Raw genomic sequence first — 18,345 nt, 5'->3', positions numbered from 1 at the left:
CGCTCCTATTAAAAAATGTTGCTCGGCAGTCGAAACTGCGAGAACAGTCCTTGGGCAAACACATTGCTGTGGCGATCGGGACGAAGTTTAAGGTGTACTATGGCGTCGTTATTCTGGCCAGTTTTCAGCTTCCAGTCCAAGGTGTACAGGTTATGGTTTTGCGTAATTTTGGCTTTGTTTAGCAGGTGAAAAAGACTCCAGTCGCCGGAGAATTTGATTTTGACCATGGATTGATTGCCGCTTGGGATGCAGCCGATGAACGCGCTGTTCTGGTCTTCATCTCCCGGCCATTGGAACCTTTTCCATTCCTGCGGTTCGTTCTGATAAATCATTTGTTGACCGTTGGTTTCGAAGCGTACGACTCGTAGTCCCTGGCTGGGGATCGGATAGATGGAAAAGTGAACATCGGGTTGAATCTGACCGCGACGAAACATCCCAGAGGTAATGCGCGAGGCCAGTCCCAAAGAACGTAACAGGCTTTTGTCAAAAGCGAGACCGGTACCAAGCCAGGTTTTTTCGGTCCACCGATTACGCTCTTTACGCAGAAAGGGTTTGAGTTGATCGTCTGTAAAAGCCCAGATCAGACCATCTTCGGGACGGAAAAAGTCCGCTACATCATTAAGCGAGGCATCTGCACCGTTGTTACTAAAGGGGAATTTACCGGCTATTTTCCCTTGGTAATTCAGGAAAACCGTGCTGCTCCATTGGTTTTGTACATAAGACTGTGTCTGCTGAATGATGGCTTTCCAGGCTCCAGCGATCGGTTTGTACAGCAAATGCTCAGCTACCTTGCGGGTGCGGACGTCGGTACCGTTGAGCAGACTGTTGGTGGATAGCCAGCATTTGTACAGCTCGGAACTGGTGACGCCGTTGCTGCCCAGGATGGTCGACGCGTATTGAAATGACTGCTGGGGCACATCCACGGCTGCCGCCATTTGTTCGATTTCTGCCTGGGCCGCTGTTAAGGCCAGCAGGTACTGGTTGATGAGCAGGCTGGTATTCATCTTGTCGCCGGGATCGGTCAGTTTCCGCAGGTCATGAAGAGGATTTTCCAGTTCCTGGACCAGCGAGGCACTTTGCACTGAGCCGTCGCTTGCCAAGCTCCCTTTTGCTTGGCCAATGTTGATATTTCTGGAGACGACTTGCAGCAGTTCAGCGATGGGGCCGTCATTGCGGGCCAGCAGCAGCATTTTCTTTGCAGCGTCATCCAAGGAGTGAAATGGTGGCAATTGAATTTCAGCCAGCAGACTGAACCAATGGTCAACGTAGTCCGCAAAGTACAAGGCGCGGATCTCGGTTTCGAGTTGAACCGCCAATGGATTATTTGCCGAGGTGTCGGTTTTCGTACCGCTGGCATCGGACAGACTATCCGGGAGATAACCGGTGACCCAATCTCCCTGACAGGCGATATGGACCAAGTTGTCGATTTCAGGCTGCACATAATTGTGCCAACCTTTGCTGGTAAACATGAAAGGCATGGTGAAGGAGCTGGCCAGAACACTTCGTCCTGGCCCTTTGATCATGTCCTTGAGGTGGAGGGCAGGGGCTATTAATTTGCCCTTATTGAGGATTTGTGTGTAAAGGCGGCCGGCATCCGGTATGGCTTTGAGGTGGTTTTGCGCGTCGGTTACCAGAGATGCTTCGAGTTTAACAGTCTCCATATAATCGGGGTGGTTTTGGTCAATCTGCATGTGGGATAAATAGAGATGGATCAATTCGGACAGCTGTCGTTGCGAGTCCTTATCCAGAGACTGCCCTTTGGCAAATCCCATCAAACGTTCCTGGATAAGGGTCTGCAGTACTGGCGCGGCAAACTCGGCCTCCAGCCGTTTGGGTGTACTGAGCATCAGGTAGCATTTTAGCGTTTTGTAATAGGGGTCGCGGATTTGATCCTGGCGTTGCAGGTCGGCCGCCGCCCATACCTGGGAATAGTTGACCAGACGCATCTCCAGATCTTTGATTGCCGGTTTGAAAAAGATCCGTTTAAAAGCGTTAAGCAGAATAGAGCGGATCGCCGGCAATTGTTTGTCCCCCTCGTAGATTCCTAAGGTATAAGACAGCGGCAGGTGTTTTTCGTAATTCATAAGGGTGCGGTAGTGTGCCAGAACCTGTGTCAATGCCTTAAAGTCCTGATTCACGCCGTTGTTTTTCGTTTGCGCTTCCTGCGCCAGATGCTCCGAGGTGTCGGTTCCTTTTTTAAGCAGCAAGGTATTCATGGTCAGAGTCGTGCTGAGTAGCAGGAAACAGCCTGTGATGACAGCCAGGGATGTTATGATGCAGGCGGTTTTCAGAGCGCGGTGCAGTATGCCCTGCTTTTTTGTTCGACTGACATCATTGGCATTGGGAAAAACAACCTCTTTGAAAAAATCCTTTACAAAAAAGCTTTTAGTTTCTGCCTGTTCTGAGGATTGGTCTTCATCCACATAACCAAAGGCCTGGCGTATATTGCCAAGGATTTTCTGCAGGGGGGTACCTTCCTGGGTGGCGCTGGTCAGATAGATGCCGCAAAAGTGAGGGGTGTCCTGGTAGGGGTTTGCTTCAGTTAGTCGCGAAATGAATGCGACAAGACGATCTTTAGCAGCCTCGAACTGGGAGGGGAAATCAAAAAGTTCGCTTTTGGCGCGCATGTTCCGGACCATGGAGAGTTTCTGCAACCGCAACTCGCATAGGCGATGGTGTAGAGTTTCCATTCTGCGGATAAAGGCCTGGCAGATGTTGCTATCCTTTTCGTGCCCCAGCCAACTGCCCCAGACTTGTTCCCTCTCCTTGGGAGTCAGATCCGCAAAATAGGAAGAAAAACCGTAGAGAAGATCACATTTGGTGAAAACGATATAAATAGGGAAAATACATCCGAGTTTAGTGGTTAATTCATTGATGCGATCACGAATGATTTTGACATGACGCTCCAGTTCCTGGGTATCGGCTGTTAGCAGGTCCGATAGGCTGATGGCGACAATAGCGCCAGTCAGAGGTTGCTGGCGGCGATGCTTGCGCAGCATACTTAAAAAGGCCAACCATTCTTCGTGGTCGTCCTGCTCCGTGGTATAGCGTCCGGCTGTATCGAGCAAAACCGCTTCGTTGGAAAACCACCAGTCGCAATTGCGAGTGCCACCAAAGCCTCGTATGTCGATGTCTTCGCCGTTGGCATAGGGGAAATGCAGCCCGGAGTTGCGCAGTAAGGTGGTTTTCCCGGCTGCCGAAGGGCCAATGATCATGAACCAGGGCAGGGCGTACAAGGCGGCATTGCCACGACGGTGACTTCCAAGTTCGGAAGATTTTAACGAGGCGACGGCCTGGTTCATCTTGGCCTTGAGCTCTTCAATTTCCAATTGGCGTGATTGGTCCTGGCCTGTCTGAGAGTCGAGGTCTTGTCTGAATTGATTGCCACGCCGTTTAGCGATGCTTTTGCGTACCAACCAGATGCCGAAAAACAGAGTTAAGGTTCCAAGGATGAGATAAATACGCAACGAGGTATCATCGATGCCTACGTAGGGGCCGGCCCACCAGATCAGTGACAGGATTAGCATCAGCCCAAGGATTCGGGAGCCTAGCCGCCCGAAAAGATAAGCCTGAAGGAAAATCAGAATATTTTGCATGGTGATCTGTCCTGTCGAAGGATGTGGAAGGGGTCAATATGGGGCTTCCGGTAATTTCAGAATGCTGTCTTTGTCTTTGGTGACCTTGGCCACACTGGCTTCGGCGACATGGCTCGAAACAAAAGCGTAGCCCATGTATGTGAAGAAAACCGTGGCGATGGTGACCACCGCGATGACCCAGTAAGGGACATGACGTCTGACCTGGTTGATGAGGACGTGACCGGGTAGGCCTTCGGGGGAAATCTTGGAGTTTACTGGTCCGCGGTAACCGTCTATCTGGCTTCGTAAATCGACCTGTAAAGCCATCAGGTGTTCCACGCCCTTGATTTTGTAAACCCCTTCAAATCCAAGCTGTAGACAGTAATAGTAGAGTTCCAGTAGATGGAGGTTGTCCTCGCCTCCCTGACGCAGATTGGCAAGCCGGGTGAAGAAGCCTTCACCCGCCGTATGTTCGCCAAAAAATTCCAGTTGCAAAGGGCGAGACATCCACTCCAGATGCCCCGGCCAGGTAGAGTTTAAAACCATTTCGTCGACATACGCGGCCAGTGCATATTTGGCATCTTTGAATTCGACCATACCGATCTGCTGCTCAAATGCCGCTTTTTCCATGCTGGTAAAAGCGGCCAGGATCTGTTCTTTAAAATCGGTACCCAGGGAAGATGCCTTCTGGTCATCCTGTATGGGGGCTATTAGCGAAAAGAGTGCTTCACTGCAGCTCAATATTGGGTTGTATGCTGGCGTGGATAAATCGTTAGCCATATTTTCTATTCCTCCACCGTGACGATTTTGATGTCAGATGCATTGAAGGGGCAGGGAAGGTAGATGGCCATGGAACCTTCGTCGATCATCTGGTTCCAGAAATCCCCCCGGGGTTCCAGTCGGAAGTATTCACAGCCGCTGCGGGTGGCCAATTTGGCCGGTGGGCGCTGAGTGTGTACCAGTCGTACGCCAGGCAGGGCCGAGGCTACGCATGTTTCTATGCTGTCGCGGGCTGTAACTTTGACCTGTCGTGCAAAATCGACAATCCAGTTTGGGTCTTCGGCGTCAAACAGGGCCTCGATAAAGAAGGTTTCCTTGCCGAACAGGGTTGTTGGGATATCTTTGCATGACAGCAGATGGTCGGTTTCTTTGCTGAGCACTAAGGCGGTATTTTTGACAGTTTTATTCAACTCCAGTAGAAGGGATAGCAGCTTTTCAAGGCGGCTGAAAACCTGTGTCAGATCTTCATGCTGGTAGAGAGGAATGCTGTCGATGGTGGCTGTATTGTGGTAGGTACAGAACGAACCGGCCACTTGACACAACTGGCGATATAACTGCTCTGGATGCAGGTCAAGGTTATTCAAAAGATGTTTAAGACGAGGCAGTCTGCTGTTGAGATTTTGAAGCAGGGCATGGTTGTTGGGGTCGCTGCGGGCAAACCCTGCCGTTCCGTCGTCGCATCCTTCTCTGGCCTTTTCAATCAGTTTGCGTTTGGCGTTCAAGGTTTCGACAATGCGTTCCAGACGCTGTGCTAACGCTGGAGAGCCCGATATGCGACATACAGGGGGGATGTAGCTATCGACAACTCGGTAGCGCTGGTCTCCGTCATGCAATACCTCGGCTATTTTGATGCTTAAAAAAGGGCCGAGGGCTTCCTGGTCACTCAATAGGTGCAGGTTGGGCTGAGCTAAAAGGATTTCTCGTTTGCGGCTGGCGTCGAAGCTGTCTTCTATTTCCTGATAATCGGCAACCCAGCCACTGATCTGGCTGCGTTGGGGATAACCGGAAATGCTATCCACATGGTTGTTGGCGGGTAATGCCAGGTAAATACCCAAGGTCTCGCCGCCCGGTGAGTGCAGATCGCAGGTCAAGGGCGCATGTACTGAGCTCTGATAGTGCACCATGCGAGCATCCTGAAATATGCACGAGGCTTCGAGCAGCTGGAAACGGCCCAATTTCAGGGCTTCATGGTCGATGGATAGGGACATGATTCCCCAGGAAAAGGGGTTAAGCAGAAATTGTCGAAGTTGCTGAGAGTTCTCCAGTTGCTTGTCCCAAGCCTGAAAATGCTGCTGGCTCAGAAACACGCCCTCGGCCCAAACGATTTTACTCATAGTTAGGGTCACCTTGTTTTTCATTCGTGAGGGAATGATAGAAATGGCTTAACAAACGATCTATTTGGAGAGTTGAGCGATTTTATGCAGCCTGATGCTTTGCATCTGCGCGTTGGTTCGTTCAGTCCTCCAGTTCGATGATATTGTTTTTAAGGATGGCTTTGATTTTTGTGGAAACTTTTATCCCGAGAAAGGAGCCGTTAACTTTTTTAACGACCCGCCACGAATCATTCGGCTGTTTATTAAAAGCGGCCATCAGGGCCACAAAACGGGTTTGCTCATGCCGCTCAAAACGAAACTTCTGCTGGGAAGCTGGATCAAGGGTTAGAATGTCTTTTCGCAACAGACTGTTTCCAAGCACTGCCAGGTCGTTTTTCCATAGTTCGTTAAATGTGGCGTTCTCAAAGACTTTTGGGTCGCTCAGTTGGTAGATGCGCACCACAACCGGCAGCGGTTCTTTTGCGCTGTTTAAATTAAGATTGGCCGTGGAAGATAGATTCATTTTTACCTGCGGAGTGGAGCAGGCACAAAGCATGATGCAAAAGGGGATGGTCACAAACCAGCGCATAAAAGAGAACTGAGGCATTATGTTTTTTCCTTATTTGTCTGGGCCTTGGGTAGGGGGCAACATGGCTGAGTTGCGTTTCGCAGGGACTTCCGGTGCGTGCAATAAGCCTTGGCAAATCCTCTTACTACCAACTCGTGATGGCGTAAGTAATCGTTGGTAGTGTAAGCTTTATGGAGCCGCCGGAATTTGAACCAGGCAAATGGCCGCCAGCCAAAGATGTTGATACATCCGGTTTTGATGTTTGAGGGGCTTAAGCGTGCTATCGATTCCAGAGCCACGCCATCGAGGGCGGCACATAAGGCAAGATTATGCTCAACCAGGTCATTAATCAGTTGGCGGAATTTTTCGGGTCCCTCGATCTTGTCCCGTAGCCATTCGCGTAAAACAAGCTCGGGGTTTTTGTTTCTGAACTCTTGGCATTCCTCATGGAAAACATGGGCATAAGGGAGGCCCAGTTCTTCGGCAAAGCGGCGTTGTCCATCCAGCAGCTTGATCATGCCGGCCAGGATGATCTGCGATGAGGTTGCTGTTGTTTTGCATGCTTGGCCGTCGCAGGTCGGAAGTGGGGTAGCTGCTGTAGCAGCGTTTGACATAGTGCCCTCCCAAGGTTAAGGGCTTTACCACATTGGAGGTGAGGCCGCAGATTTGGCAATAAATAATTATAATTATCTTAAATTATAAAACGTTTATTTAGTTCAGCGGGGGGCGTTTTGTCAAGGTTAAAATTAATGCGATCAAATTTTTAGCAGAGTGTTGGGACCCGTTTCATCTTTCGCCAAGGCGGCGGGCTGTTTTGGGCGGCGAGATGTTTCCATGCCTGTATACGCCAATGGTGTGTTCTAAAATGCCTCTCTTATTGGCAGCCTACATTTGAACAAGGCGGTTTTTGGCCAACTTCATTCTGATCGGCATTTTCGCAGAGCTGGGCCTGGGGTTCCGCGCGCTGCAGGCATCCCCCAAAGATTCGGCGCAGGGCTGAACATAGTTTGCGCTGTATGCCTCGCTGCCGGTGTTGATCCTGCTTAAAATTCTGCGGTTGCGTCTGGGACGTGAGGCCTTGCTCTGATGGCTGTAAGACATTTTCTGTAAAAATTTTTCATTCGGTGCATTGACTAATGGCCGATGTCTATTAAAAATAGAGTGAGGTTTTTTTCGGAGGTTGTGTAGTTCATATGTATGACGTGCTCAACCCAGGTGATTTTGACAAGAAAGTAAAAGGAGACACGGGAATGGCTGAAGGAACAGTGAAATGGTTTAATGATGCCAAAGGTTTTGGATTTATTGAGCAGGACAATGGGCCGGATGTATTCGTCCACTTTTCTGCTATTCAAGGAGAGGGTTTCAAATCCCTGGTGGAAGGGGATCGCGTAAGTTTCGATGTGGTCGATGGGCCCAAGGGGCCGCAGGCCGCGAATGTGCAGAAACAATAAAAAGGCAGCAACATTGCCTCTTTTTTATATTCAAGGCACTAATAAAGCCCACCCGGTAACCGGGTGGGCTTTATTAATATGGTGAGCAGCAAGAACTCGAAGCTTCCGCCGAAGGCGGGTTGAGAATGCCAGGGGTGGCCTTGAGAACCGTTTGGCGTGCTATGCTTGAAATGAAAAGTCGGGGTTTCTCGTGACCACGGTGCCGCCATGCCAAAGACCAAAAAATGTCATTGCTGCAGCAGAACACTGTCCGTGGAAAAATTTGTGGATATCAGCGGCGCTCCTAATCCCAAGGGGCGTTATTGCCAGGCCTGCCATTTAAGGAAGGTTGAGCAAAAGCACCGGGCGGCTCTGGCTAGAGAACAGTCCTGCATCAGGAAGCTGAAAATTGTGTATGGAAAGTACTGGCGGCATTACGCTGCGCCGGAACACTTCCACGCCACGCTGCAGGACGAGAGGGATTTCTGTCCCTACTGCGGCACCCGATTTGACGATGTGATCCCCGACCCCTTCAACGAATCGCCGGTTCATATCGACCACATGGATCCCCTGGACAAGGGGGGCGAGCATTCCATAAGGAATGTGGTGTTGTGTTGCGGGCCCTGTAACATCAAAAAGGGCAAACGCTCCTTTATGCAATGGCTGGAAATGCTGGAACCGCCATGCAGGGATTTGGCGAAAACCCTCTATGTTGAGAAACATGGACACCCGCCGGAAGCCTTTGTCGAAGGTTGTCCCACGGCCAGAAATGCCTATGAGTTGGAACTTGCCCTCTACCAGTCTGAAGCCGCGTTGAAGAAACAGTATCCCCAACCTAAAGTGAACGGCCCACCTTCCAACCAGCCAACGCCAAGTCAGGGGGGCGACGCCCCACCCGAAGAGCCGAAGGAGACGTCGGGCGGCCAGGCTTAGTCACCGGCCCGGCCTCCTGGTTTTTTTCGGTTGCGGCTTGTACGCTGGTCAGGCGATGGTCACCTCCGGGCACAGGTACACGTCCTGAATGGCGTTCAGCAGTTCCACCCCCTGTTTCATCGGCTTCTGAAAGGCCTTGCGGCCACTGATCAGCCCCGTTCCCCCGGCCCGTTTGTTGATGACCGCGGTGCGTACCGCCTGGGCCAGATCGTCCGTGCCTTTGGACGCTCCTCCCGAATTGATAAGTCCAGCCCGTCCCATATAACAGTTGGCAACCTGATAGCGGGTCCATTCGATGGGATGGTCCGGCACCAGATCGCCGTAGATGCGTTTGTGGGTTTTGCCGAACTCGATGGCGGTATACCCGCCGTTGCACTCGGGCTGTTTCTGCTTGATGATATCGGCCTGCAGAGTCACGCCCAGATGGTTGGCCTGCCCCGTCAGGTCGGCGGAGGCATGATAATCCCTGTCGCCCTTGAAGGCGGGGTTGCGCAGGTAGCACCATAGCACCGTGAACATGCCCAGCTCGTGGGCCCGTTGGAAAAGTGGTGCGATCTCAACAATCTGACGGTGGGATTCCAGGGAGCCGAAATAGATGGTCGCGCCGATACCGACCGCCCCCATATCGAAGGCCCGCTCCACGCTGGAGAAGAGCGCCTGGTCGAACATATTGGGATAGGTCAGCAGTTCGTTGTGGTTGATCTTGAGGATGAAGGGAATCCGGTGGGCGTATTTGCGGGCCACCGCGCCCAATACGCCGGCGGTGGAGGCGACACCATTGCAGCCACCTTCAATGGCCAGCTCGACGATTTTTTCCGGATCGAAATAATCGGGATTGGGCGCAAAGGAAGCGCCGCCGGAATGCTCCACGCCCTGATCCACCGGCAGAATCGACAGATAGCCGGTGCCGGCCAGCCGGCCTGTATTAAACAGCAGCCCCAGGTTGCGCAGGGTGGTCGGTGAGCGGTCGGAGGGGAGCAATACCCGGTCGATGAAATCGCTTCCCGGCAAGTGGAGTCGCTGCCGCTCGATACCTGTGCATGCATAATCCAGCAGTTGGCTTTCTTCTCCCAATAATTCGGCAATACGGTCGATCATGGCATGTGTCTCCTGGTAGTGTGTGTGAAGGGGGATCCCGGCTGACATGGTTTCCGCAGACCGTTTGTGCCTTAGGCGTTACAGCTGTACGGAGAGACATGGATCCAGGATCTTTGACCGGGTAGGTGTGACTTCAACCGTACCACGGCAGAGCCCATCGTCAAGAAACGCTGGTCTATGTCGGTTTTATGATTTTATTTTGGTTGCCGTAGCTGCAGGTTATGCCACGCGGGCAAGGATGAATCGCATCTTTTTAGGATGTAAGCCTCATGTGCCTCCAGTTCGGGCTGTTCATCGTATGGTTCCGGATCGATAACCAGAGGAAATGCCCGGCTATATAATGGAAATATTCTTGACAACTTGTTACCTTCTTAATAAAAATAAGTGCATATATTTGTTTCCACCTGAGTCAAATGTTTGACTTTTGGGCGATGAGAATTTTTCAGGAGGAGTTATGCGCTTTAACGGTTGTTGTTTTAGGGGGTTTTGGGGTCTGGTTGCGATGTTGGCGTTTTTGAGCGTCTTTAATGCGACTCAGGCAGGGGCTCAAACTGTTGCTTATTATAATCTGAGTAATCCTGCGAATACGAACGCCGAGATGCCGATTCTGGCGGCTGGACATACGCCGGTACAGCTCGGGGGGCTTTCTGCGGCCGACCTTGCCGGATACGACGTCGTTTGGATTCTTAATCCAAGTAACGGTGGTTATGCTACCGAACTAACGAATAACCTCGATGCTATTTCTGGCTATGTCCAGAGCGGCGGGGTTTTGATGTTTCACGACCGCTACGTCACCGATGCCGCTGCCGTCATTCCAGGTGCTGGTGATGTAGCGTTTTTCCGTGATTTTACCGACGGTGCTTCTATCGAGCTGGGGCCGGGGGCTACTGGTTCGCTCCTGTCGGGGCCCGGCGGGATTATCGATGCCGACTCCCTCGATGGCGGCGGCTATTCCAGCCATGGCTACGCCCTTGCCAGTTCTTTGCCGGCAGGCAGTGTGATCGTTTTGACCCGCACCGATGCCACAGAGGTTGTCGATTTCTATTATAGCCTCGGGGGCGGAAATGTTTACTACTCTACCATTCCGCTTGACCATTATTTGTCTGGAAGCAACAATTTTACGAACTATGCAGCCAATCTGGCGGCTTTTATCTTCGAGATTGTCGGGCCGGCGGGATCGCCTGTGCAATTCCAACATATCGCCATGGCCGATACGCTCAGAAATGATATCGATATGGTTTCGGGGAGTCTCGACGAGGGCGAAACAGGTTTGTTTGTCAGTTTTGACAGCAAGAGTATCGAACGAGGGAATTCGGATGAAGGACGCAGCTTCCGCAGCTGGGATAACGCGGTGATGGTGGGGTATACCCATGAGGTAGCGACGGGGACATTGTGCGGTGCCGCATTTAGTTATCATGATGCAGGCAACCGCTCGAAATATGATAGCGGTTTAAAGGGCGAGTATGAGAGTTTTGGCATTACGGCTTTTGGGCGTATCGCTTTGCCTGCACTTGCGGGACACGAATTGTGGCTGGATCTGGTGGCTAATTATAGCTTTCTGGAGGATGTTGAGCTTGAGAGGAATGGGAATGTCGGCGAGTCCGATGGCTACCAGTACGGGGTTAATGCGCGAATCGGTACGGTTCTGCCTCTAACCGATCGCATTGGCCTCTACCCGAAAATTGGGGTAGAGCACATTCAGACTCGGGTGGATAGTTATAAGGAAAAAGGTGTTGGCGCACTTCGTTATAGCGTACTTGAAGCTAATTCAACCTATGGCATCTTTTCCTTGGAGGGTAAGGTCGACCTTTTTCACGATGAGGTATGGGGGCTCGGTTCGGCATTGCTTGTTGAATACAGAAAGCGCTTCGGACAGAGTACGGATAATGTAAAAACCACCTTGGTAGACGTGGCCACTGCTTCCATGCCGATGGATCTTTATGACTACGACTCGGATCTCGGCAAAATCGAATTGAAGTTCGATGTTGATTACCGTGCCGTTTCCCTGGAAATGAGCGGCGGATATTATTTCGGTAATAGCGACTATGAAGGTTTGGGAGGCAGTTTGTCGCTGCGTGTGCCTTTGTAGGTCGGCTGTAATTTAAGAACGAAAAGCCCCGCCATGGTTCAGAGTGGCGGGGCTTTTTTTACGCTATCATGCGTATGGAGCGTATCGGCCGATCAGGCAGCTTTGCGGGAGGCTCTACTGAATAGCGGTGAAATCAGGTAAATCGCATCCGCTACAAAGGAGATAAGCAGCGGCGCCAGGTACTGATCGCGGCGCACGCCCAGGGCCAGCATGAACAAAAATCCGCCGAGAACCAGGACTTTGACGATTTTGGGAATTCTGGGCAGAACCGCACGGCCGAAGTGGGGATAGCTCACACGGGAGATCATCAGCAGGGCGGTGATGATGACGATGATGCCGTTGGCCAGTTGATTGCTGATCAACACGCAGGAGGTGCCGGCCATCAGGGCTCCGGCCGGCGACGGCAATCCGGAGAAGGTCGCCACGCCGCCAAGTACGCCTTCCTTGCGCTTTTCGACAACGAAGCGGATCAGCCGGTAGATGACCGCCGCCAGGTAGGCCCCCCCGATGAGCAGGCCGATCCAGAGTTTTGAAAAGGCGACCATGACGATCAGCCCGACAGTCAGGCCGAAACTGGTGCCATCCGCCACGTCGTCGAAAAGTTCTCCCTGTGGGGTGGAGCCCCAACGTTCGGCGGCCCGGCCATCGAACAGGTCGAGAAACTGGCCGAGGAATACCAGGCCCAGAGCGTAAACCGGCGGATGTCCGGTGAGCACCACCCAGCAACCGGCAAGGCCGCAGACCAGATTGAGGATGCTGAGAATGTTGGCATACCAGTAGTTGGGGATGACCTTGAAGAAGGTGGAGCAAAACGCCAGCCCGGTGCACATCGCCAACAGCGGATAAATGGAACGGCCCAAAAGCGGTAACGGGCCATAGATCCACTCAAGGCCCACAACGATCAACAGGACCACGACCATAAAGGTCTTGGCCTTGCCGAACAGGTTGGCGGACTTGACCGTGATAAACCGTCGCGAAACCTGTCCGGTAATGTCAAACGCCAGGAACAGCCCCACCAATAAGGGGCTCAGCGGTCCCTGCCAGGCGAGATACATCAGCATGGGCGCGTACATGAGTTTGTCGGAGAGGGGGTCGATGGTGGCGCCCTCTTCGGTGTACAGGTCACATCTGCGCGCGATGTCGCCGTCGGTAATGTCGGTGATCATCCAGAAGGTGAAGAACAAAAAGCATAGATGGGCATAACCCATGTGCAGCAGCAATGCCGACACGAATCCCATGGGATAGCGTGCCCGGCTGATGGCGTTGGGATGCAGCCAGCGGTGCCGCTGCACCCAGGCGATCTGCCGGGGAGTGCGAAGGAAATAGTAGACGGCGAAGCGCTCCAGTCCCAGCATGATAAAAACGGGGAGGGCGATTTCGGTCAATATAGAGCTGTAGGGTATCATGGCGCCTTGTGTTGGTGGGGTTAGTTTCCCATGTGAAAAAGGTGCTTGGTCCGTTCCTGGTTCGGACGCAAGTCGGCAATAAGGGGTCCGGATTCAGCCAGGACTTACTTATACCATTCTTCAGAGCGGGTCCGGGGATGAAAATAAAAATTATCTTAAATCCGTTGAAGGCCGCTGTGTGTCTTTGATTATCCGACCCTAGGCCCCATGTCAACCTTAAAACGGAGCGGGAACGCGGGTCTTTTCGCAACGGACGATGGTGCCGAGGTTGTTGAAGGCCGCCCGGCGGGAGCATCGTCTTCGGTTTTAGTGGAGCCCTCAAGGAGCTTGGCCGGGTGGAGATCTTCGCGTTAAAATAAAGAAGATAGGTTTTTCGAACGAGGGGAGAGGGATAGGAATCATGAAACGACAAGTGATCTGGGTAGCGGCCATCCTCATCGTTGGCGTTATGCCCCTGATGGGGATTACGCCAAAGGGCGAGGTAGCGATGGCAGCCGGCTCCCCCATGGAGTCGGTGCTTACGGTTTCGAATGATACCCTGTTTGCCCTGATAGGGGAGCCGGAGTATCGCCTGCGTCAAGCCGCGATGTATGTCGATGAAAACAAAACAGAGGCAGCGGTAGCCGCGCTGCATACGGTACGGGCATTTGTCCAGCTGGAGCGATCCCGAGCAACGGAACCGGCTCTGGATAAACTGGTCGATGCCATCATCGCTCTCGATACTCTGGCGCGCAACCTGGGCAAGCCATCGCCTGACATGCTGCAACTGTCGGAAGTGGCGTACCTTACGCATCTGGCTCTCGCCGCTCATTATCAGCAGTTGGCGCAGACTGCCTGGACGAATGAAATCTGGCAGACTACGGGACAACATCTGCATGCAGCGGATCTGCATACCCGCCAGGGTCTCGCCTGGGGGGAACATGTTCTGACCGATAAACAACAGGCGTTGCTGGGGGAAAATAAAATCCTGGCCGAAGCTCTGATGGACGGACCTGGTTGCGGAAACAGCTGGGCCGCCGATGCCGCCGCACCGCAGATCGGCGCCATGGGGCAGTTGATCGATGTGTTGATGCCGGTTGCCAAATAGGCTCCATGGCTTATGTGGGCCCGGATTTGCAAGGCTGGAGTTTCTGGCATGACAAGGAGGTATGGTGGAACTTTCGGAGTTTGAAGTCAAAAGGATCGAAAAGCTTTTCGGTGATTTCTGCGACAAGCGGGTGCCGGGGCATTGGCGCGACAAGATTCGTGTCGAGTTCCGGGTGCGGGGCGATAGCGTGGAATTGTTCGAAAGCCGCCCCCTCCACAACGATCCGGATAGCTGGATATCGACCCGAATAGCGCGCTTCAAAAAGAGCGCCCGTAACGGCCTGTGGAATCTTTACTGTGCTGGCCGGGACGCCCAGTGGCAACGCTATGCAGCCTCTACGCCGCAACGGGATATCGAAGCCCTGTTGCGGATCGTCGAGCAGGATACCATCGGGGCCTTCTGGGGGTAGATCCTTCAGCCTGTCCGTTTAATACCGAATTAAGAAACGAAAAGCCCGCAATTCGCGGGCTTTTCTTGTATGAGCCAGGCACTGGCGACAGGTTTAGTTTGCGCCCAGCAATTTGATGACCAGCAGGCGCACCGGGTCGCTGCCGGTATTTTTCCAGCCGCGCTGGGTGCCGGTGGGGATGGCAATCAGGTTGTCGGCGGCCACCGACCGAACCTGGTCTTCGATCGTCAGTTCGCCGCAGCCTTCCAGGACATAAAACAGCACGTCGAACGGGTTGTCGTGGGGCGGTACGCCCTCGCCGGGCTGCAGCAGAATGTGAATCACTTCGACAGGGCCGTCGCTGTGCATGACGCGGGCGTCGAAGGGAACCGGCACCTGGGGCGCCGCATCGAGAGACATAATGTTCATGGCGGGGTCCTTTTGTTGATAGTTAACATGCAAGCCGGAAACAATGGGGCGGGACACGGAGGGTGCGCTCCGCCCGGAGGAGGCTCGCCTGTTTTCGCAGAACATGGTCTCCTCCTCGATGGGGTATCAATGGATAATGTTGCCGAATTCGCTGTCGGTGATCATCAGCATAGATGGCATTTGATGGAAAAAGATTGACCTTTATCAAGTTTGGGTATTTTTTCGTGTTTTGGAAAAGGTCTGTAAATCCAAGCGTATACTAAAAAGATAACAAAAAAGATGAAAAAGGTAATATTTTATATTGACATTAAATACCGGGTGCAATAAATTACCAGACATCGAGACGAGGTGGCCATGTTTGAAGAAAAAAAATTACAGGAACTGAAGGATATGTGCAGGTCTCGAGGCGTCAGCCTGACGCCGCAACGTCTGGCGGTCATGCGTGTGCTGACGGCGCGCCGCGACCATCCGACCGTCGACCAGTTGTATGACGATCTGACGGAGCAAATGCCGGGCATGTCCCGCACGACGGTTTACCGGGTGCTGGAAACTTTCGAGAGACTTGGCCTGGTGCGCAAAATCGACAGCCGTGCCTCCAAGGCGCATTTTGACGCCGACACCAGTCTGCATCCGCATATGGTATGTCTCGGTTGCGGCAAGGTGGTCGATTATCAGGATCGGGGATTCGGGATTCTGGAGCCCCCCGGCATCACCGATGACGGGTTTGAAATTATCGATTATGCGGTGACCCTGGTAGGTTATTGTCGGCAATGCCGAAGAAACGTTGATAATTGATACAAGTTTGGGCCGCAGGTTGTAAAAACCTGCACGAAATTTTACTTACTATGCAAAAAGAGAGGGAATGAAATGTCCGCATTGAAAGGAACCAAAACCGAAAAGAATCTGTTGGAAGCTTTTGCCGGCGAGTCCATGGCTCGTAACAAGTACAGCTACTTTGCGTCGGTAGCCAAAAAAGAAGGTTATCAGCAGATCGCTGCTATTTTTCAGGAAACCGCAGACAACGAAAAAGAGCATGCTAAACTGCATTTTAAAGCGTTGCAGGGGATCGGCAGCACCATGGATAATCTGAAGGCCGCCGCTGCCGGCGAAAACGAAGAATGGACCGAGATGTATCCGCGTATGGCCGAGGAGGCTCGAGAGGAAGGGTTCGACGATCTGGCGCGTATGTTTGAAAATATCGCCAGCATCGAAAAAGCTCACCAGGAGCGTTATGAGCGGATTGTCAAGGCTATTGAAGCCGGCACGGTCTTTACCCGCGACAGTGAGCAGTTGTGGAAATGTCGCAATTGCGGTCACTTGCTGACCGCCAAAGCGGCTTCCAATATCTGTCCGGTCTGCGACCATCCTCAGGCCTTCTTTGAAATCGAGGTCAACACCTTCTGATTGTGCTTTCCGGTCCTCCCGGGAATCCGGGAGGACCTTAAGTCGTCTCGTTTGTGACCGCCCCTTTTACCTTTAGGAGGAAATTCATGGAAAAGTATGTCTGTGACATTTGTGGCTATGTTTACGATCCTGCCGTGGGTGACCCTGACAACGGTGTGGCCGCCGGGACCGCTTTCGCGGATATCCCCGAGGACTGGGTCTGCCCTGTGTGCGGTGCTGCCAAGGATATGTTCTCGGTAGAGGGCTGATATGTTGCGAGATGGTTCCGGTTCGTTTATGACGGCCGGAACCGTATTTAACCGGGTTTTGCCGAAGTCGGCGGTAAACCGGGTGCCAAACAACATCCGACACGGACCGCTTTTCGGGGGTCTTTTTTTATACCACCGAAAGTCGCAATGACCGTTTTGAAAGGATTTATCTGGATATGATACCGAAAAAATTAGCCGAAGGCGTTTACGAAGTCGGTGCCATAGATTGGAATGTACGCGATTTTCATGGTTACTCGACCGATCTTGGCTCCACATACAATGCTTATCTGATCGTCGACGAAAAAATCGCCTTGATCGATACGGTCAAAAAGGAATTCACCGGGCAGTTGCTGGAAAAGGTTTCCCAGATCGTCGATCCCGCCAAGATCGATGTGGTGATCAGCAATCACACCGAAATGGACCATTCGGGAGGTTTGCCGGCGGTCATGGAGGTTATCGGCAAGGACAAGCCGATCTACTGCTCTAAGATGGGGCTGAAAAACCTGCGCCGGCATTTCCCTGCCGGGCTGAATCTGCAGGAAGTGGCGGACGGCCAGGAGCTGAGTCTGGGCAAGCGTACCCTGCAGTTTCTCGAAACCCGCATGATTCACTGGCCGGACAGCATGTTCAGCTACCTTAAAGAGGAGCAGATTCTTTTTTCCAGCGACGGTTTCGGTCAGCACTATGCCGGTCCGGAGCGTTTTGACGATGAAGTCGGCGAGGCCATCATGTGGCACGCCAAAAAGTATTTCGCCAATATCCTCTGGCCGTTTGCACCTCTGATTCAGAAGCTTCTGGACAAGGTGATGGGTATGAACCTGCCTATCAAGATGATCTGTCCCGACCATGGCATCATCTGGCGCCAGGATCCGTCCAAAATCATCAATGCCTATGTGGAATGGTGCAAGCAGCAACCCGAGGACAGCGCCCTGGTGATCTACGATACCATGTGGCACAGCACCGAGGCCATGGCCGAGCAAATTGTCGCCGGTTTGTGGGAAGTTGGCGTCAAGGCTCAGCCGATGCATGCCCGCAGCGTGCATCGCAGCGACATCATCACCGCCGCCTTCGATGCCAAGGCTCTGATTGTCGGTTCGCCGACGCTTAATAACGGCATCTTCCCGACACTGGCCGATGTCCTGACCTATCTGAAAGGTCTCAAACCCAAGAACAAGTTGGGGGCGGCTTTCGGTTCCTACGGCTGGAGCGGCGAGGCACCCAAGATGGTGCATCAAATGCTGGCCGACATGTCTTTGGAGATGGTCGAAGAGCCGCTTCGGGTCGAGTTCGTTCCCGAGCGGGAAACGCTGGAGTCCTGTCGTGATTTCGGGCGTCGTGTCGGGCAGGCTATAAAAAAAGATTGATTTTCAAGGCTGTTATTCGGTCAAAGGGCTGCTCTTCGTGAGTGGCCCTTTGTGTTTTATGCTGCAAAAAAAAGCGGTTTTCAGGGAAGAAGGTTGATTTAGCCGTTTCAACATTCTACTATACCCTGTTAATTTGTCTTGCCCCGGACCATTTCGGGGCTCACCCGGTTCCGCAACACAGGTCCCGCCCGGGACGAGGGAATCGGGCGTTGGTGTTTCCTTTTTTGAATTGC

General features: G+C 52.6%; 17 protein-coding genes. 9 read left to right on the top strand and 8 right to left on the bottom strand.

The window, feature by feature from the left end; genetic code table 11:
* Positions 1-8 precede the first annotated feature (8 nt).
* From tssM to PCAR_RS15220, 5 genes are all read right to left on the bottom strand, one after another.
* Entirely contained in the window at positions 9-3,596 is a 3,588-nt protein-coding gene (gene tssM / locus PCAR_RS15240) for a type VI secretion system membrane subunit TssM (RefSeq protein ID WP_011342591.1), read from the bottom strand.
* A gap of 33 nt (positions 3,597-3,629) precedes the next feature.
* A complete protein-coding gene (icmH, locus tag PCAR_RS15235) occupies positions 3,630-4,355 on the bottom strand; it encodes a type IVB secretion system protein IcmH/DotU (protein ID WP_011342590.1) in 726 nt (241 codons plus the stop codon).
* 5 nt (positions 4,356-4,360) lie between these two features.
* Complete coding sequence (gene tssK / locus PCAR_RS15230; protein WP_011342589.1) at positions 4,361-5,689, bottom strand: type VI secretion system baseplate subunit TssK; 1,329 nt, start codon at positions 5,687-5,689, stop codon at positions 4,361-4,363.
* 121 nt (positions 5,690-5,810) lie between these two features.
* Positions 5,811-6,275, bottom strand: coding sequence for a type VI secretion system lipoprotein TssJ (gene tssJ, locus PCAR_RS15225; protein ID WP_011342588.1), 465 nt, complete (start codon positions 6,273-6,275; stop codon positions 5,811-5,813).
* Entirely contained in the window at positions 6,275-6,850 is a 576-nt protein-coding gene (locus tag PCAR_RS15220) for a type VI secretion system-associated FHA domain protein (protein ID WP_011342587.1), read from the bottom strand. The genes tssJ and PCAR_RS15220 overlap by 1 nt, the downstream gene beginning before the upstream one ends.
* A 636-nt stretch (positions 6,851-7,486) precedes the next feature.
* On the opposite strand from PCAR_RS15220, the gene PCAR_RS15215 reads away from it, so the two are divergent.
* Together PCAR_RS15215 and PCAR_RS15210 are read left to right on the top strand one after the other, a co-directional pair.
* The gene (locus PCAR_RS15215; RefSeq protein WP_011342586.1) at positions 7,487-7,687 is read left to right on the top strand and encodes a cold-shock protein; all 201 of its coding nucleotides are present in this window, start codon (positions 7,487-7,489) and stop codon (positions 7,685-7,687) included.
* 252 nt (positions 7,688-7,939) lie between these two features.
* The gene (locus PCAR_RS15210; RefSeq protein WP_158447435.1) at positions 7,940-8,599 is read left to right on the top strand and encodes an HNH endonuclease; all 660 of its coding nucleotides are present in this window, start codon (positions 7,940-7,942) and stop codon (positions 8,597-8,599) included.
* Between the two features lie 48 nt (positions 8,600-8,647).
* On the opposite strand, the gene PCAR_RS15205 is transcribed toward PCAR_RS15210, so the two are convergent.
* Positions 8,648-9,697 (bottom strand): class I fructose-bisphosphate aldolase, encoded by a 1,050-nt coding sequence (locus PCAR_RS15205; RefSeq protein ID WP_011342584.1) that lies wholly within the window; start codon positions 9,695-9,697, stop codon positions 8,648-8,650.
* Between the two features lie 454 nt (positions 9,698-10,151).
* On the opposite strand from PCAR_RS15205, the gene PCAR_RS15200 reads away from it, so the two are divergent.
* A complete protein-coding gene (locus PCAR_RS15200) occupies positions 10,152-11,786 on the top strand; it encodes an autotransporter outer membrane beta-barrel domain-containing protein (RefSeq protein ID WP_011342583.1) in 1,635 nt (544 codons plus the stop codon).
* 92 nt (positions 11,787-11,878) lie between these two features.
* Here the strand turns inward: PCAR_RS15200 and PCAR_RS15195 are convergent, their stop codons facing one another.
* Complete coding sequence (locus PCAR_RS15195) at positions 11,879-13,192, bottom strand: CDP-alcohol phosphatidyltransferase family protein (RefSeq protein ID WP_011342582.1); 1,314 nt, start codon at positions 13,190-13,192, stop codon at positions 11,879-11,881.
* 400 nt (positions 13,193-13,592) lie between these two features.
* On the opposite strand from PCAR_RS15195, the gene PCAR_RS15190 reads away from it, so the two are divergent.
* Both PCAR_RS15190 and PCAR_RS15185 read left to right on the top strand, forming a co-directional pair.
* Positions 13,593-14,279: a hypothetical protein gene (locus PCAR_RS15190; protein ID WP_011342581.1), complete on the top strand. Its 687-nt coding sequence runs from the start codon at positions 13,593-13,595 to the stop codon at positions 14,277-14,279.
* Between the two features lie 61 nt (positions 14,280-14,340).
* On the top strand, positions 14,341-14,688 hold the full coding sequence (locus PCAR_RS15185; protein WP_041531413.1) for a DUF3024 domain-containing protein: 348 nt from the start codon (positions 14,341-14,343) through the stop codon (positions 14,686-14,688).
* Between the two features lie 93 nt (positions 14,689-14,781).
* Here the strand turns inward: PCAR_RS15185 and PCAR_RS18090 are convergent, their stop codons facing one another.
* Positions 14,782-15,096, bottom strand: coding sequence for a cupin domain-containing protein (locus tag PCAR_RS18090; RefSeq protein WP_011342579.1), 315 nt, complete (start codon positions 15,094-15,096; stop codon positions 14,782-14,784).
* 354 nt (positions 15,097-15,450) lie between these two features.
* Here PCAR_RS18090 and PCAR_RS15175 point away from each other — a divergent pair, with 354 nt between their 5' ends.
* The 4 genes from PCAR_RS15175 to PCAR_RS15160 all read left to right on the top strand — a co-directional run bounded on the left by PCAR_RS15175 (position 15,451) and on the right by PCAR_RS15160 (position 18,112).
* Positions 15,451-15,891: a Fur family transcriptional regulator gene (locus PCAR_RS15175; RefSeq protein WP_011342578.1), complete on the top strand. Its 441-nt coding sequence runs from the start codon at positions 15,451-15,453 to the stop codon at positions 15,889-15,891.
* Positions 15,892-15,963: 72 nt separating this feature from the next.
* Positions 15,964-16,500, top strand: coding sequence for a rubrerythrin (gene rbr, locus PCAR_RS15170; RefSeq protein WP_011342577.1), 537 nt, complete (start codon positions 15,964-15,966; stop codon positions 16,498-16,500).
* 86 nt (positions 16,501-16,586) lie between these two features.
* A complete protein-coding gene (gene rd, locus PCAR_RS15165; protein ID WP_011342576.1) occupies positions 16,587-16,748 on the top strand; it encodes a rubredoxin in 162 nt (53 codons plus the stop codon).
* A gap of 176 nt (positions 16,749-16,924) precedes the next feature.
* On the top strand, positions 16,925-18,112 hold the full coding sequence (locus tag PCAR_RS15160) for an FprA family A-type flavoprotein (RefSeq protein WP_011342575.1): 1,188 nt from the start codon (positions 16,925-16,927) through the stop codon (positions 18,110-18,112).
* Positions 18,113-18,345: the final 233 nt, after the last annotated feature.

Source organism: Syntrophotalea carbinolica DSM 2380 (assembly GCF_000012885.1).
Classification (GTDB): Bacteria; Desulfobacterota; Desulfuromonadia; order Desulfuromonadales; family Syntrophotaleaceae; genus Syntrophotalea; species Syntrophotalea carbinolica.
The sequence above is the reverse complement of the archived record's forward strand: the minus strand, read 5'-3'. Positions and strand labels throughout refer to the sequence as shown.

Excerpts from the sequence above, each read along its gene's own strand:
- tssM (WP_011342591.1), bottom strand. The coding sequence starts at position 3,596 with ATGCAAAATATTCTGATTTTCCTTCAGGCTTATCTTTTCGGGCGGCTA.
- icmH (WP_011342590.1), bottom strand. The coding sequence starts at position 4,355 with ATGGCTAACGATTTATCCACGCCAGCATACAACCCAATATTGAGCTGC.
- tssK (WP_011342589.1), bottom strand. The coding sequence starts at position 5,689 with ATGAGTAAAATCGTTTGGGCCGAGGGCGTGTTTCTGAGCCAGCAGCAT.
- tssJ (WP_011342588.1), bottom strand. The coding sequence starts at position 6,275 with ATGCCTCAGTTCTCTTTTATGCGCTGGTTTGTGACCATCCCCTTTTGC.
- PCAR_RS15220 (WP_011342587.1), bottom strand. The coding sequence starts at position 6,850 with ATGTCAAACGCTGCTACAGCAGCTACCCCACTTCCGACCTGCGACGGC.
- PCAR_RS15215 (WP_011342586.1), top strand. The coding sequence starts at position 7,487 with ATGGCTGAAGGAACAGTGAAATGGTTTAATGATGCCAAAGGTTTTGGA.
- PCAR_RS15205 (WP_011342584.1), bottom strand. The coding sequence starts at position 9,697 with ATGATCGACCGTATTGCCGAATTATTGGGAGAAGAAAGCCAACTGCTG.
- PCAR_RS15200 (WP_011342583.1), top strand. The coding sequence starts at position 10,152 with ATGCGCTTTAACGGTTGTTGTTTTAGGGGGTTTTGGGGTCTGGTTGCG.
- PCAR_RS15195 (WP_011342582.1), bottom strand. The coding sequence starts at position 13,192 with ATGATACCCTACAGCTCTATATTGACCGAAATCGCCCTCCCCGTTTTT.
- PCAR_RS15190 (WP_011342581.1), top strand. The coding sequence starts at position 13,593 with ATGAAACGACAAGTGATCTGGGTAGCGGCCATCCTCATCGTTGGCGTT.
- PCAR_RS15185 (WP_041531413.1), top strand. The coding sequence starts at position 14,341 with ATGGTGGAACTTTCGGAGTTTGAAGTCAAAAGGATCGAAAAGCTTTTC.
- PCAR_RS18090 (WP_011342579.1), bottom strand. The coding sequence starts at position 15,096 with ATGAACATTATGTCTCTCGATGCGGCGCCCCAGGTGCCGGTTCCCTTC.
- PCAR_RS15175 (WP_011342578.1), top strand. The coding sequence starts at position 15,451 with ATGTTTGAAGAAAAAAAATTACAGGAACTGAAGGATATGTGCAGGTCT.
- rbr (WP_011342577.1), top strand. The coding sequence starts at position 15,964 with ATGTCCGCATTGAAAGGAACCAAAACCGAAAAGAATCTGTTGGAAGCT.
- rd (WP_011342576.1), top strand. The coding sequence starts at position 16,587 with ATGGAAAAGTATGTCTGTGACATTTGTGGCTATGTTTACGATCCTGCC.
- PCAR_RS15160 (WP_011342575.1), top strand. The coding sequence starts at position 16,925 with ATGATACCGAAAAAATTAGCCGAAGGCGTTTACGAAGTCGGTGCCATA.